A 13,902-nucleotide genomic window follows, 5' to 3' on the forward strand; every position below is an offset into this window, starting at 1 on the left:
TTCTCTATTACATCACAGGATAACACTTCTATGACATCCCCCATAATCCTAGCGAACGCACAAGTGGTTTTAGCCAATGAAGTGGTCGCAGGCGCGCTCGTTATTAACAGCGGCAAAATTGAGGAAGTAATGACGGGCCAATCCGTTCCGAATGGGGCGATTGATTGTGAGGGGGATTATGTTTGCGCAGGGCTGATTGAGCTGCATACCGACAACCTCGAGCGTCATATTTCGCCACGGCCTGCCGTCGATTGGCCGCATGAGGCCGCTATTGTGGCACATGATGCAGAGCTTGCAGGGGTGGGTATTACGACTGTTTTTGATGCGGTTCGTGTTGGCTCCATTATCTCTGATTCATCTCATAAAACGGGAAGGTATGCGCGTGAGCTTGCGTCCGAGGTATTGCGGATGCGGGACGCGGGAGCCTTGCGAATAAGCCACCATCTCCACCTGCGTGCGGAGATATGTTCCGAAACCTTGCCCCAAGAACTGGACGAATTCGGCGCGGGTGATCGCGTGGGAATTGTTTCGCTGATGGATCACACGCCGGGGCAGCGGCAGTTTCGCGATATGGCTAAGTTCGAGCATTATGTGTGTTCCAAGCGAGGGTTGCGACCGGATGAGTTCGCAGCGCATGTTGAGCATCTCTATTCTCTTCAGGAGAAGCATGGCCAAGCGCACGAAGCAGCCGCAGTCGCCGCCGCCAAACGGTTTGGCGCAACGATTGCCAGCCACGATGATACGACCTGCGAGCAGGTGCGTGTTTCGGCGGATCATGGAGTGCAGCTTGCCGAATTTCCAACGACGGTGGAGGCAGCGCGGACATGTCATGATGTCGGCGTTAGCGTAATTATGGGGGCGCCTAATCTGGTGCGCGGAGGGTCGCATTCGGGGAATGTCGCGGCGAGGGAACTCGCGGATCTCGATTTGCTGGATATCCTGTCGTCGGATTATGTCCCAGCGGCGCTGCTACTTGCGGCCGTTCAACTTGGCGAACTGTGGGGCGACATGAGCCGTGGCATGGCGACGGTTACCGCTGCCCCAGCTGCACGCACTGGATTAGAGGATCGCGGCACGATCGCTGCAGGTAAACGTGCAGATATCTGTCGATTTAAGATGCTTTCGGGCATTCCCATCGTGCGCGGAGTATGGTCTGAAGGGCGGCAAGTTAGCTAAGGGCGACGCGCCCGGATCGGAGCCATTATGCAGCCGCGCGGTGTATTGTTTGATATGGACGGGCTTCTGCTGGACACAGAACGATTGATTTTGGATTGCTACCTGCACTCTGCCAGTTTGCATTCGCTTGGGGATATCGAGCCAGTGTTGCTAAGCCTCATCGGAGTGAGGCGCAAAGAGTGCGAAGTTATCCTTGCGAGCGAAATCGCGAATGACAATCTGCTCGCTGATTTTCTGCGCGAAGCGGACGCGGCATTTCGCAAGCGAAGCGGCGCAGGTATCCCCGTTAAATCTGGCGTTCAAGAATTGCTTGAAAACCTGAAAGGGAAGGGGCTGCCATGCGCGGTAGCGACCTCGAGCCAAACGCTCGTCGCACAGGTGCACCTAGAAATGGCAGGGCTACTAACGTTTTTTGAAACCGTGACGGGTGGCGATCAAGTTGTGCACGCTAAGCCCGCCCCCGATATCTATGTAATGGCGGCGCAAACGATTGGGCTTCGTGCGGATGAATGTGTGGCATTTGAGGATTCTGATCCGGGAACGCGCGCAGCGCACGCGTCTGGCGCTCGGGTGGTTCAGGTGCCCGACATAAACCTACCGAGTGATGAAGTGTGCGCCTTGGGGCATACAATCGCGCCCTCCATCCTTGAGGGCGCGAAGATGGTTAGCTTGATTTAGCGGACCACGAAAACCGAGCACTTGGAGTGGCGCACGATCCGTGCTGCGTTCGGCCCAAGAAGATAATCCTTGATGTCGGCCTTGTGAGCACCAACAACGATGAGGTCGGCGTTGGTTTTCTTGGCCGCCTTTAGAACCTCTTCGTAGGTTTTCCCGATTGTCACAACATGGCGCACTTTGGCGTTTTGCTCTGGTGTTAGGTGAGCTTCGGTAAAGGCATCAAGATGGCTTTTGGCTATCTTGACCATCTTGTCCTGATGCCCTTCCTTAAAGAACCCACCAACAAGACTCATGCCAAAGTCGGGCAGAACCGTAATGACATCCAATTGCGCCCCATCCATTTCTGCCAAATGCGCGGCAGTCTTGAGAACGTCCGCATCTGAATCGATGTCGCTGACGTCGACGGCACATAGAACGAAATTATTCATGCTGGTACTCCTTCGCGTGTCATGCGTGCTCTTTGTAGCAAGACGATAAATGCCAGCAGGATAAGAGCGGGGATATAAACAAGCTCTTTGGCCATTTGCTGGGCGGGGGCTTTGACTTCTGAGATAAAGACAGGTTCGTCCAGATAGAAATCAAAGCTGCTCAGATTGTCGGCGTAGGGCGAGCTGAACGAAGGTTCGTCCATTCTCATCACGTCGCCTTCGGGGAGAAGTATGAAGCCCGTCGCGGTTAGGCGCTCATCGCCCGTCCCCTCGGTGTCTACGCTGATCAGGAGCGTGGTGTCCTTGGTATCACCAGTATCAAAATCGGGACCGGTGATAACCACGCGCAACTCGTCGCCCACCTGCGCGTCGTTCAATGCGGTAACGAATTCCGTTGGCTCGGTAGTTTTGAACGGCGGCTGGATGCGGTCCATAACAAAGTCAGGACGGAACAGCATGAACGCGATCAGTACCAATGCGACACTTTCATAGATGCGGCTTTTGGTAAGGAACCACCCCATTGTGCCGGCGGTGAAAACAAGAATCGCAATCGAGGCCATAGCAAATACCAGAATGCCTTGCATCAGTGTAACATCTATCAGCAACAGATCGGTATTGAAGATAAACACGAACGGCAACGCGATGGTACGAAGCGAGTAAAAGAACGCGACGAATCCGGTTCGTATAGCATCGCCACCAGAAACGGCCGCCGCCGCAAAACTGGCAAGGCCAACTGGAGGCGTAACGTCGGCCATGATCCCGAAATAGAACACAAATAGATGCACCGCGATGAGCGGAACGATTAGCCCGCTTTGGGCACCAAGCTCAACAACCACGCCCGCCATGAGTGAGCTAACAACAATGTAGTTCGCAGTCGTCGGAAGCCCCATACCAAGCACAAGACTCAGCAGGCCAACGAGGGCAAGCATCGCAATGAGGTTGCCACCAGAAAGGAACTCAACCAGATCCGCCATAACCTGTCCGACGCCCGTAAGCGTTACCGTGCCTACAATCACGCCAGCGGTTGCTGTTGCTAGGCCGATGCCGATCATGTTGCGTGCGCCGTCGATCAACCCTTGGATCAGGTCGATAACACCTTCGCGGAACGCATTCGCGGTTTGGTTCTCGCCCCTGAAGATGGACTTAAGCGGACGTTGTGTAAGCAGGATGACAAAGAGCAGAAGCGTTGCCCAGAATGCCGATAAGCCGGGCGATTTCTGTTCAATCATCAGGAAGTAAACAAGCACGATGATCGGCAGCAGGAAATACAGCCCAGACTTGTAGATTTCGGAAACAACGGGGAGTGTAACCTCCTCGGCGTTTGGATCGTCGGGCTCAAGGTCTGGTGTTTGCGCCGCAAGCCAAAGAAGCGCCACATATGCCAGCGCAATCAGGAGCGACAGGACCTCTGCGGACATCCCCGGAATGGCGGATGTGATCCAGCGAACAGGATACTGAACGCCATAACAAAGCGCGGCAAAGCCGACAAAAAACGCGGCCATTCCCGCAATGGTCCGCCCCATGGAAACGACGCGGTCACCAAGGGTCGGCATGTTGTTCTTAACGGCCTCGAGGTGAACGATATAGACCAGCGCGATATAGGAAATCGCGGCGGGCAAGAACGCGTGCGTGATAACTTCGACGTATGAGATGCCTACATACTCAACCATCAGAAACGCAGCAGCGCCCATAACGGGTGGCATGATTTGACCGTTCACCGAAGAAGCAACCTCAACCGCGCCTGCCTTCTCTGACGAGAAACCAACGCGTTTCATAAGGGGAATGGTGAAGGTACCGGTTGTAACAACGTTCGCGATAGAAGAGCCAGAGATAAGGCCAGTTGCTGCAGAGCCAACAACCGCCGCTTTGGCGGGGCCGCCCTTGAGGTGGCCAAGCGCGCCGAACGCCATTTTGATGAAGTAGTTCCCCGCGCCAGCCTTATCCAGCAAGGCGCCAAACAGAACGAATAGGAACACAAACTTGGTGGAAACCCCAAGCGCGATACCAAAGACCCCCTCAGAAGTGATCCACATATGGCTCATGGCTTTCTTGAGAGACGCGCCTTTCCAGCGGATAACATCTGGCACCCATTCGGATGAGCCAAAGAACACGTAAGCAAGGAAAATAGTGGCGATAATGGCCATCGCGGGGCCAAGCGCGCGTCGTGCGCCTTCAAACAGAAGCAATAGCCCAACAAGTGCGAACCACTTATCTACATCATCTGCGAGACCACCAGCAGCGACGATTTTCTGATAGAATATAAAGCCGTATAGCGCGATGAACGCTCCCAGTAGTCCCATGATCCAGTCATGGATCGGGATATAGCTTCGAGGGCTGGATTTGAGCATTGGATAGGCCATAAACGCGAGGAATATCGCGAAGGCCAAGTGAATTTGACGAGAGTTATTAATTACATCGCCTGGTAGGACGTAATTTGAAATCGGGGATGCGAGGAGTACCTGAAACAGGGACCAAACAACGGCGACTACCGCGAGGAGAATGCCAACGCCACCCTCGGGGCTGCGCGAACCAGAGTCCGAAGATGTAACGAGTTCCTGAAGTTCTTCCTCGCTGAGACCGCGGCTTTCCGTTGATTTATCAACCATGTTCATCTCCCCTGATGGGCGCTTTTTGGCCCTTAATTATTGTGTCGGAGGGGCGACGAGCGCCCCTCCTGTTGGAGTCGTTATTACTCAACCCAACCTTGTTCTTTGTAGTACTTCGCAGCGCCGTCATGTAGCGGTGCAGATAGACCAGCTGTTGCCATTGTCGCAGGGTCGAGATTTGCGAACGCAGGGTGTAGCTTTTTGAAGTCCTCAATGTTTTCCATGACGGATTTCACAACAGTGTAAACGGCTTCTTCGGAAACGTCGGTCGAAGAAACGAATGTTGCGCCAACACCGAATGTTTGGACGTCTTCGTCATTGCCACGGTACATGCCGCCTGGAATTGTCGCTGTACGGTAGAATGGGTTGTCAGCGATAAGGCCTTCAACTGCTTCACCGCCTACAGTCACAAGCACAGAGTCACATGCGGTTGTCGCTTCTTGGATTGAGCCGGACGGGTGCCCAACTGTGTAAACCATTGCGTCAATCTGATTGTCGCAAAGAGCTGCGGATTGCTCTGCGGCTTTGAGCTCGGTTGCAAGCGCAAAGTCGTCTGTTGTCCAGCCTTTGGCTTCCAGGAGAACTTCCATCGTGCCGCGTTGGCCGGAACCTGGGTTGCCGATGTTTACGCGTTTGCCTTTGAGGTCATCGAATGTTGAAATGCCAGCGTCCGCACGTGCGACGACTGTGAATGGCTCTGGGTGAACAGAGAACACAGCGCGAAGTCCTTCGAAGGGGCCAGCCTCTTCGAATTGGGATGTGCCGTTGAACGCGTGGTATTGCCAGTCGGATTGTGCAACGCCAAACTCAAGCTCGCCTTCGCGGATTGTGTTGATGTTGTAAACCGAACCGCCAGTGGATTCGACCGAGCAGCGAATGCCGTGCTCTTTGCGGCCTTTGTTGACCAGGCGACAGATCGCGCCACCAGTTGGGTAATAAACACCCGTTACGCCACCAGTGCCGATTGTGATGAACTCTTCAGCTTGTGCCGTTGGGGCAAGCAGAGCGCCCATGGCCGCAGCAGCCAATGATAGTTTCATTTTTGTATACATCTTTTTCTCCCTTTGATGTTTACCAATTTGTTAACCGTCCCAGACTTCTCCAAGACGATGCGTTCGGTCTTCAACGATTGCGATGCGGTCGCGCGCAGCGGAGCCTCCACGGCTAGCGAGCATCCCGATCATTGTTTCTGTCAATGCCAGCGTCGCGGCATATGACGAAAAGAAATGCGAGCTGTCCGTCGGTACGATAAAGCTCACGTTGGCATGTGCCAAGGCAGGACATGAATGCGTGTCGGTTATGACGATGACATAGGCCCCTTGCTCGCGCGCTTCTGTTGCGGCCGCGATTGATTGCCGCGCGAAAGGCGGCTTGGTCATTATAATAATTACGTCCTGATCGCTGATTCCTACCAGTCCGCTTGCAAGGGATGCACCCATTCTTCCAACTAAGTACCATTTATCACTAATAAAATTTGCCATGTAATTCATATGTTCGGCGATGCCGGTGGACCCTAATGCACCCACTACCAGAACATGACGTGCTTTGTGCAAATGCTCAACCGCTTGTTCAAGGGAGCGGCGGTCAATGCTGTCGCCAAGAGATTGAAGATTGTCCGAGCATGCAAGGAAATGACTGGTTAGAAAATCCTGCTGGCCTTGGCCATGCTCTTGCTGAAGACGGTCTACACGGTCGGTGAACGAACCTTTTTTCTGACCGATTGAGGCACGCATGACGTCGCGAAGTTCTTCGTAGTTTGAATATCCCAGCGCGCGTGACATTCGTGAAAATGTAGCAGGAGAGAGCGATGCGTCCTTAGAGATCGTGCGCAGACTTCTGGTCGCAATATCAACGGGGTGGTCGACCACATAGTCCGCCGCCAGCCTTAATTTGGTGCTCAGAGCCTGATATTCAGACGCCAAGCGCTGTTCAAAGCTTTGCTGCAAATCAAATCCCCAGAATTAATACAAAGAAGGGTTTCATTTGTTTCATCTATTGTCAACTTCCGATTCATATGTTTCAAGGGCGCGGTTAGCAGGCTCTGAGAAGGATAGCCTTATGTCTCATGTTTTTCCGCGGCACACCAAATCCAACAATCCAACGATTGCGCGGGGGGAGGGTGTGTATCTCTATGACACCGAGGGGCGACAGTATCTGGATGGCTCGGGCGGTGCGGCGGTTTCATGTTTAGGGCATGGAGATGCGCAAGTTACAGCGGCAATCAAGTCGCAACTCGACGAAATCGCCTATGCGCACACCAGCTTTTTCACATCTGAACCTGCCGAGCAACTCGCCGACAAACTGATCGAACACGCGCCGGACGGGATTGACCGCGTTTATTTGGTTTCTGGTGGTTCCGAAGCGGTCGAGGCAGCACTCAAGCTCGCACGGCAGTACTACGTTGAGATTGGCCAGCCAGAGCGCCGCCACGTTATTGCGCGCAAGCAGAGCTATCACGGCAATACGCTCGGAGCGCTGGCGACGGGCGGCAACGAATGGCGCCGCGCGCAGTTCTCACCGCTACTGGTGCAAACCAGCCATATTTCGGCTTGCTATGAGTATCGAGGTCGCCAAGAAAGCGAGAGTGTCTACGAATACGGCCAGCGTGTCGCAAATGAGCTTGAGCAAGAAATACAGCGATTGGGCGGCGAAAGTGTCCTTGCCTTCGTGGCCGAGCCTGTTGTCGGTGCGACCGCGGGCGCGGTTACTGCGGTGGAGGGGTATTTCAAACGCATCCGTGAAATCTGTGATCAATACGGCGTGCTGCTTATTTTGGACGAGGTCATGTGCGGCATGGGGCGTACCGGTACGCTTTTTGCCTGTGAACATGATGCGGTTCGCCCTGATATCATTACTATCGCCAAGGGGCTTGGGGCGGGGTATCAACCGATTGGCGCGATGCTTTGCACGGACAAGATTTATGCCGCGATCGAAGTTGGGAGTGGGTTCTTTCAGCACGGGCACACCTATATTGGCCACCCTACGGCGAGCGCAGCGGCGCTGGCGGTGCTTACCAAATTGACAGAAGGGGGCCTCGTCGAGCGTTCGCGTTTGATGGGGGACCGGCTGCAATCTGCGCTTGAGGACGCATTTGGCCAACATCCGCATATCGGCGATATTCGGGGGCGGGGGCTGTTTCGTGGACTTGAAATTGTAAAGGACCGCGAGACCAAAGAACCCTTCGCGCCTGAGGAGGCAAAGAACAAACTTCTCAAGAAGGCGGCGTTTGAGGCAGGGTTACTCTGTTACCCTATGGGCGGCACAATTGATGGCGTCCGTGGCGATCATATCCTTCTCGCGCCACCGTTTATTCTTGAGGATAGTCACATCGACGAGATCATATCCAAGCTGCAAATCGCCTTTGATCGCCACCTTTAGCTGTTAGAGTGGAAGTCCCTTGTGGCTTGGTTGAATTGTTCTTCCGAAGTGTGTGGCGCGATCCGTTCTGCCACTTCGGGGTCTAGCTCAAGTCCCCACGTTTTGATCATACAGCCGAGAATGACGTACATCCCGTGGATCGCGATAATGTCCATGATTTGTGGAATTTCAAAATGCTTTGATAGCTCGTCTTGAACCTGCGGCGATATCTGGTGCGTCTCGATCAGGTCGTCGACGGCTTGTAGAAGTGCGGCCTCTGGTGCGGGCCAGTCGGGATCGATCTCGCGGCAGGCAACGGAATTGATTTCCCCCATGCTGAGCCCGCATTTGAGCGAGCGATCAACATGCGAACCCCACTCATACCACGCCGCCAATTGCACACCGACTCGTAGAATTACCAGTTCTCCCAAGCGGGGGCCAAGCGTGCCGCCATTGACGGAATAGTTGCGGAAATTCCACCATGCATTGAGCAACTCGGGGTTGTTCGCCATCAACTTATGAACATTGATCGGAGCCCCGTTCATATCATCGGCAATATCCGCGAGTGAGGGCGCCCAGTGCTCGACTGGAAGCGGAGAAACGTTATCGTTGGGCATGTCTGTTCCTTTGGGCATATGCCTGTTCAAATCATCGGATCGTAGGCCCATTGCAAGAGGGCCTGACGTTGTTTCGGGCGACAGTAGATATCGCCCGGATGGCAATTCGCCTTAATCTGGCCAGCGTGGCGGGCAAAACCCTTCCAGCGCTTGATCTGAATTTGGTCAATATCTGGGATGCGGCGGCCGAGATAATAACGGCAATACCATTGAAACCACCCGCGCGGGTCTGGGCCATAAATCCAGCCCTTCTTTTGCCAAACATCAAGCGGCTGACGGCTCTTGATGCCAAAGTAGTTGATTTCGGGGTCTGCCTTGGCGTTCGTTTTCGCGTTTTCGAACCAATTGTCGGGAAATTCTTGGGTGCAATCATTCATATATCGCCCCTCAAACACTCCCATCTCTAGCATCTGTTTCGGGGTGAAATGAGGCTTGAATGCCGGATCAAAGCCTTGGCCCGTCTTTTCGACCAATTCATAGCAATAGTCGCTCTGCATTTTGTCGTTTACGACGATCTGATCACCAACGCGCATCGTTCAACATTGCCGAGGAACCTAGCGAGTGTCCACCCGCCTTGTGGCGGGTACTCGGACTTTGATTGAACGGAGTGCACCGTGCGAAGCCTTACGCTGATATTGCTGTGGTTCTTCAGAGTGTTTCAGTAACCTTCAACAATCCCGTAGGGGCGTCGGGGTTGTGCCCTAAGCGCAAGGAAAGATCTTCGACAAAACGATAAAACGCGATGGCTTGAAGCAATGGATCGAGTAATTCGTGGCGGGCCTTTGGCACAAACAAAACACCGGTTTCATGCGCTTCGCCAGTCATAAATACGGATGCGCCTTGTTTTAGCAATTTTTGCCGGGCCGCATTCAACGATACCGACGCTGGCCCATCCGACGAGAAAAGCAGAGCGGCAAATTGATCTCCCGCGATGGCAACGGGGCCATGCAGCATTTCCGCGGCAGAGTAGGCCTCGGCGTGAAAACGGCAGGTTTCTTTGAACTTCAATGCGGCTTCTGCCGCGATCGAAAATCCAGGACCTCTGCCGACGCAGAACATGGAGCCTGATCGAGCAAACGGAATTGCGGCTGCGCTCCAGTCAGCGTTCAGCGTTGAGCGCGCGAGTTCGGGCAAATCGAAGAGCGACGCCATCAGGCGTTGATCGTTGTTGAAACCAGCTAAAATCCCCAAAGAAGCAAATAGCATTCCAACATAGGATTTGGTTGCCGCAACAGCAGTTTCGGGACCCGCGTAGATGGGCAACACCGTATCGGATGCGGAGCCAAGGGGGCTCTCTACGACGTTCAAGATAGAAACTGTTTTTGCACCGCCCTCTTTGGCGGCGGCTTGCAGTTTCGTAAGGTCGGGACTGCCGCCTGACTGAGAAAATGCAATCGAGCCAAAACCGTTGAGTTTGAGCTGTGTTTCGTAAACCGAGGCAAGCGATGGACCAAGTGAGGCAACCGGTAGGCCGGTTCGTGTTTCCATCAGGTATTTGAAGAATGTTGCGGCGTGATCAGACGTGCCGCGCGCGCAAGTCACAAAGCCATTCAGATTACTTGCGCGAAGGTTTGCACCAACCTCGAAGTATTGTTCGAGCCCCTCACTGAGCTGTCGTTCGAACATAGCCGGAATCTCGGCGATTTCGCGTGCCATATGGGTTTGATGCACAGTCATTGATCAATTTACCCCAGTGATCATAGAAACAATCTCGTTCTTGTCGGTTTCTGCGGTATTTCGGACACCGATTTGTTGGCCGCGGCGAAGCACGCAAATTCTGTCGGACAATCTAAATACCTGATCGAGGCTGTGGCTGATGATGAGGATCGCAAGATTGCGCGCTTTGAGGGATTTGATGAGCTCTTCTACGCGCGCAGTCTCGGCGACACCAAGCGCGGCCGTTGGTTCGTCCAGAAGGATCAGTTTGCTGGCCCAATGGGCAGATCGCGCGATTGCGATGCCTTGTCTCTGGCCGCCGCTGAGGTCGCGAATAGTCGAGCTGGCAGATGGAATTCTAACGTCGAGTTCATCCACAAGTTCCTGACTTTCGCGGCGCATACGTTTCTTATCGAGCAGACCGAAAGGTTTTTTCGTCAGCTCCCTCCCAAGAAACATGTTCATATAGACAGGCTGTTGGTCGGCGAGGGCGAGGTCCTGATAGACGACTTCGATGCCACGCGTGCGGGCGGAGCTTGCGTCGGAAAAATTCACTGTCTCGCCGTCGATATTGATTTCGCCCTTTGTCGGCTTGTAGACGCCCGAGATGATCTTGATGAGCGTTGACTTGCCTGCGCCGTTGTCTCCAACAAGTGCAACAATTTCGCCGGCCTTTAGATCCAGAGAAAAGTTCTGGATCGCCACAACACCGCCAAAGGATTTGTGAATGTTCGTGAGTTCTAGAACGGGTGATTGGTTGGTCATGCCTGATAGCTCCCCGGCCAAGCGACGGGGTCGCCAAAGCCGTTTTCAATTGTAGTAACATGTGGATTGCCGGATTTGACGCCGCGCACGCCGGCAATGAGGGCACGGGTGACAAAGGCCTGTCCGCGGAAACCGAAAACAACTGTGTCATTTGTCGCAAGTTGTTCAGGACGGTCTGCGTCGATCATCGCGTAGTAGTCTATTGCGGAGTAATCAGGAATTTCCACATTGCGTAGAGCGGCGCTGTTGGATGTCGGTGTGGGCGAAACAAGTGCTTTCACCTGATACTTCGGGAAAACCGGATCGATATAGAGGCCACCGCCAAAGCAATAAGCTTTGTCATTGTGATGATGCGAAACCTCCGAAAGATAGAGGACAGCTGGAGCTTCGGGAAGGTCTTCGACTGCGTGTAGCGGCGTCGTGCCATGAAGCGCGTTTCCTGGCTCGCATTGAGTTGCTCCGGCTTCTGCAAGCGCAGCAAGCATAACGGCCGAGTTCGTACCGGGCGCGTTGATTTCAAGGTTGGTGCGGCCAGCCTTGGTAAGTGCCTCTGCTGCACGATTGAGCGTCTGTAGGTTGTGTGTCGGAATAACCTTGCGTGTTTCCTGATCAAACAGGAGGGCTGGAAAGGTTGTAATGCCCGCGAATGCGCCGCCTTCGAGCGCGTCAAGTCGATCTGCCACTGCGACGATATCTTCTGCGTCGAAGCCGCCTTCGTGGCCTCGATAGAATGTGTCCCCCTGCGTTTGAATGCGTGCCAATAGGTTCTGAACCCGACCCGCTTTGTGTGCGGCCTCGGCGGCTTCTTTTGCCTTTCTGTCGGAAAACACGGTCCAGAAGTCGGGGCGCAACTTGCTGGCGGCGAAATTCGCCTCTCTGGAAGGAACCTGTACCAAATGACCAAGGTGACCGGTTTTTAATCCAGCACGATCACAAGCGACAGCGCAGGCCATATCCACAGCAACGGATCGGTCGATCCCGCCAGCCATAACAGCCTCGCAGAAGCCAGAGTGTCTTCCGACTTGCTTGGTCATAGCAAAAGTCGTCAGACCGTGTTTCTCGGCCTCGGCCTGAAAGATACGCGCGTTTTCTTCGACGGTATCGAGATCAAGCACATAGGCATTGGCCGGGATTTTCCCGCTTTGGTGCAGGTGCATTGCGGCTTCGATAAACTGCGGGTTCCGCCGCATTAAGAGATCTAAGAACATAATGTTTTCTCCGATTAACGGCTGGTGTCGCGTAGCGATACAGCGACTGCCAAGAGGATAATAAGGCCACGCACAATCATCTGGTTCGAGACCTCGAGTCCCATCAGGATCAGGCCGTTGTTCAACATTCCCATCAAGAGTGAACCGATGAGCGCGCCAATAATGGAGCCTTTGCCGCCGTTCAGTGCGGTGCCGCCGACGATCACAGCGGCAATCACAATCATCAGATCGCTTTCACCGAGCGTATATTTCGCGGCCTGAAGACGACCAGCATAGAGAAGGCCAGCGAGCCCAGCGGTTGCTCCGCAGAGTGTCAGAACATAGAGGCGAACGCGCGGCACCTTAATTCCAGAAACCTGAGCCGCGCGCGCATTGTCGCCCACCGCCAAAACATGTGCGCCGAATTTGGTGTTTCGATAAACAATATGGCCAATTGCGACGGCAACAACGGTCCAGATCACGAGCGAAGGTATCGACAGGAACTTTCCTGAGCCAAAAAATCCGGTGAAGCTATCATTGAGAACGGGAATGGATCGCAGATCGGTCATCGAACGCGCGATCCCCGCGAACAGGCCCATGGTCGCAAGCGTGACCAAGAACGAAGGTAGACGCAGATAAGCCACAAGTACGCCATTGAAGGCGCCAATCGCAACTCCGACTCCAAGGCCGACCATCACCCCCACGACCATCGGGTAGTTTTGCATCGCGACAGCGGCCGATAGCGCCGAAACCGCGACGATAGAGCCGAAGCTAAGGTCAATCTCGCCAGCGGACAGTGCGAACACCAAACCGATGGCCATGATCGAAGCGGGAGCAGTTTGCAGCACGATGTTGGTTAGGTTTCGCGAGGTCAGAAAACCGTCGTCGTGCAATGTGATTGCAAAGAACAGAAAGATCGCAAGGAAGCCGATGTAAAGCACGCTTTGCTGCAGATCGAATTTTTTGATTTTTTCTAGGGCCTGTGACATCGCCAGCATCCTTTAGAGAATTGAGTGTTGGCGAGCCGCTGAGGCGGCCCACCTGGGAGGATTGTTATTTCGCTGCTTCCAAGACTGTCGCAGGGAGATCCATATGCAGGGATTGGTTCCAGCCTTCGACAACCGAGAACAGATCGACCGAATGCTCACGAAAGCTCGCCCATCGCTCAGCATACGACTGCATTGGACCGTTTAAGAAGCTCGTGCCAAACGAGAGCAGCCGTGTGGCACCACTGGGCGATAGCCGCAGTTGCCAATGTTGGGAGACGAAAGATGATGAAAAGCCGTGTGATTTCAAGGTCTTAGTCATCGTGGTTTCCCAATTAATGTGAAAGTTGCATAGAGGTGTTCGGCTGCGCCTTGTGGCGTTCTTATTGCCTGATATGTCGGTTGATTGTTTTTGGGCGGTGACGGGCCAATGTTCGGCCCGCCAA

Annotated in this window: 14 protein-coding genes; 3 read left to right on the forward strand and 11 right to left on the reverse strand. The window is 54.0% G+C overall.

Translation table 11 applies throughout. The features are described 5' to 3' along the window. Positions 1 to 30 precede the first annotated feature (30 nt). Positions 31 to 1,176 (forward strand): alpha-D-ribose 1-methylphosphonate 5-triphosphate diphosphatase, encoded by a 1,146-nt coding sequence (locus ACFE33_RS04310; RefSeq protein WP_380057388.1) that lies wholly within the window; start codon positions 31 to 33, stop codon positions 1,174 to 1,176. A gap of 27 nt (positions 1,177 to 1,203) precedes the next feature. Beyond that, entirely contained in the window at positions 1,204 to 1,854 is a 651-nt protein-coding gene (locus tag ACFE33_RS04315; RefSeq protein ID WP_380057391.1) for an HAD family hydrolase, read from the forward strand. Here the strand turns inward: ACFE33_RS04315 and ACFE33_RS04320 are convergent. The 4 genes from ACFE33_RS04320 to ACFE33_RS04335 all read right to left on the reverse strand — a co-directional run bounded on the left by ACFE33_RS04320 (position 1,851) and on the right by ACFE33_RS04335 (position 6,834). Further along, positions 1,851 to 2,282: a universal stress protein gene (locus ACFE33_RS04320; RefSeq protein WP_380057394.1), complete on the reverse strand. Its 432-nt coding sequence runs from the start codon at positions 2,280 to 2,282 to the stop codon at positions 1,851 to 1,853. The genes ACFE33_RS04315 and ACFE33_RS04320 overlap by 4 nt on opposite strands. Then, the gene (locus ACFE33_RS04325; protein ID WP_380057396.1) at positions 2,279 to 4,888 is read right to left on the reverse strand and encodes a TRAP transporter permease; all 2,610 of its coding nucleotides are present in this window, start codon (positions 4,886 to 4,888) and stop codon (positions 2,279 to 2,281) included. The genes ACFE33_RS04320 and ACFE33_RS04325 overlap by 4 nt, the downstream gene beginning before the upstream one ends. An 83-nt stretch (positions 4,889 to 4,971) precedes the next feature. After that, positions 4,972 to 5,940 carry a TAXI family TRAP transporter solute-binding subunit gene (locus ACFE33_RS04330; protein WP_380057399.1) on the reverse strand — a complete coding sequence of 323 codons (969 nt, stop codon included), beginning with the start codon at positions 5,938 to 5,940 and terminating at the stop codon, positions 4,972 to 4,974. Positions 5,941 to 5,970: 30 nt separating this feature from the next. Beyond that, complete coding sequence (locus ACFE33_RS04335) at positions 5,971 to 6,834, reverse strand: MurR/RpiR family transcriptional regulator (RefSeq protein ID WP_380057402.1); 864 nt, start codon at positions 6,832 to 6,834, stop codon at positions 5,971 to 5,973. Between the two features lie 112 nt (positions 6,835 to 6,946). Here ACFE33_RS04335 and ACFE33_RS04340 point away from each other — a divergent pair, with 112 nt between their 5' ends. Beyond that, the gene (locus ACFE33_RS04340) at positions 6,947 to 8,266 is read left to right on the forward strand and encodes an aspartate aminotransferase family protein (protein ID WP_380057405.1); all 1,320 of its coding nucleotides are present in this window, start codon (positions 6,947 to 6,949) and stop codon (positions 8,264 to 8,266) included. Here ACFE33_RS04340 and ACFE33_RS04345 read toward each other — a convergent pair. The 7 genes from ACFE33_RS04345 to ACFE33_RS04375 form a co-directional block, all read right to left on the reverse strand. Then, positions 8,263 to 8,862, reverse strand: a complete 600-nt coding sequence (locus ACFE33_RS04345) for a carboxymuconolactone decarboxylase family protein (RefSeq protein ID WP_380057407.1) — start codon at positions 8,860 to 8,862, stop codon at positions 8,263 to 8,265. The two genes, ACFE33_RS04340 and ACFE33_RS04345, sit on opposite strands and share 4 nt — an antisense overlap. A 26-nt stretch (positions 8,863 to 8,888) precedes the next feature. After that, positions 8,889 to 9,395 (reverse strand): hypothetical protein, encoded by a 507-nt coding sequence (locus ACFE33_RS04350; protein WP_380057410.1) that lies wholly within the window; start codon positions 9,393 to 9,395, stop codon positions 8,889 to 8,891. Positions 9,396 to 9,510: 115 nt separating this feature from the next. Further along, complete coding sequence (locus ACFE33_RS04355) at positions 9,511 to 10,539, reverse strand: SIS domain-containing protein (RefSeq protein WP_380057412.1); 1,029 nt, start codon at positions 10,537 to 10,539, stop codon at positions 9,511 to 9,513. A 3-nt stretch (positions 10,540 to 10,542) separates the two neighbouring features. Further along, positions 10,543 to 11,283 carry an ATP-binding cassette domain-containing protein gene (locus ACFE33_RS04360; protein ID WP_380057414.1) on the reverse strand — a complete coding sequence of 247 codons (741 nt, stop codon included), beginning with the start codon at positions 11,281 to 11,283 and terminating at the stop codon, positions 10,543 to 10,545. Next, a complete protein-coding gene (locus ACFE33_RS04365) occupies positions 11,280 to 12,491 on the reverse strand; it encodes an alanine racemase (RefSeq protein WP_380057417.1) in 1,212 nt (403 codons plus the stop codon). The genes ACFE33_RS04360 and ACFE33_RS04365 overlap by 4 nt, the downstream gene beginning before the upstream one ends. Before the next feature lie 14 nt (positions 12,492 to 12,505). Then, positions 12,506 to 13,459, reverse strand: coding sequence for an ABC transporter permease (locus tag ACFE33_RS04370; protein WP_380057420.1), 954 nt, complete (start codon positions 13,457 to 13,459; stop codon positions 12,506 to 12,508). Between the two features lie 64 nt (positions 13,460 to 13,523). Further along, positions 13,524 to 13,778 (reverse strand): hypothetical protein, encoded by a 255-nt coding sequence (locus ACFE33_RS04375; RefSeq protein ID WP_380057422.1) that lies wholly within the window; start codon positions 13,776 to 13,778, stop codon positions 13,524 to 13,526. Between the last annotated feature and the right edge of the window lie 124 nt (positions 13,779 to 13,902).

Origin of the sequence: Falsihalocynthiibacter sp. SS001, from assembly GCF_042445055.1 — a bacterium.
Lineage (GTDB): Bacteria > Pseudomonadota > Alphaproteobacteria > Rhodobacterales > Rhodobacteraceae > Falsihalocynthiibacter.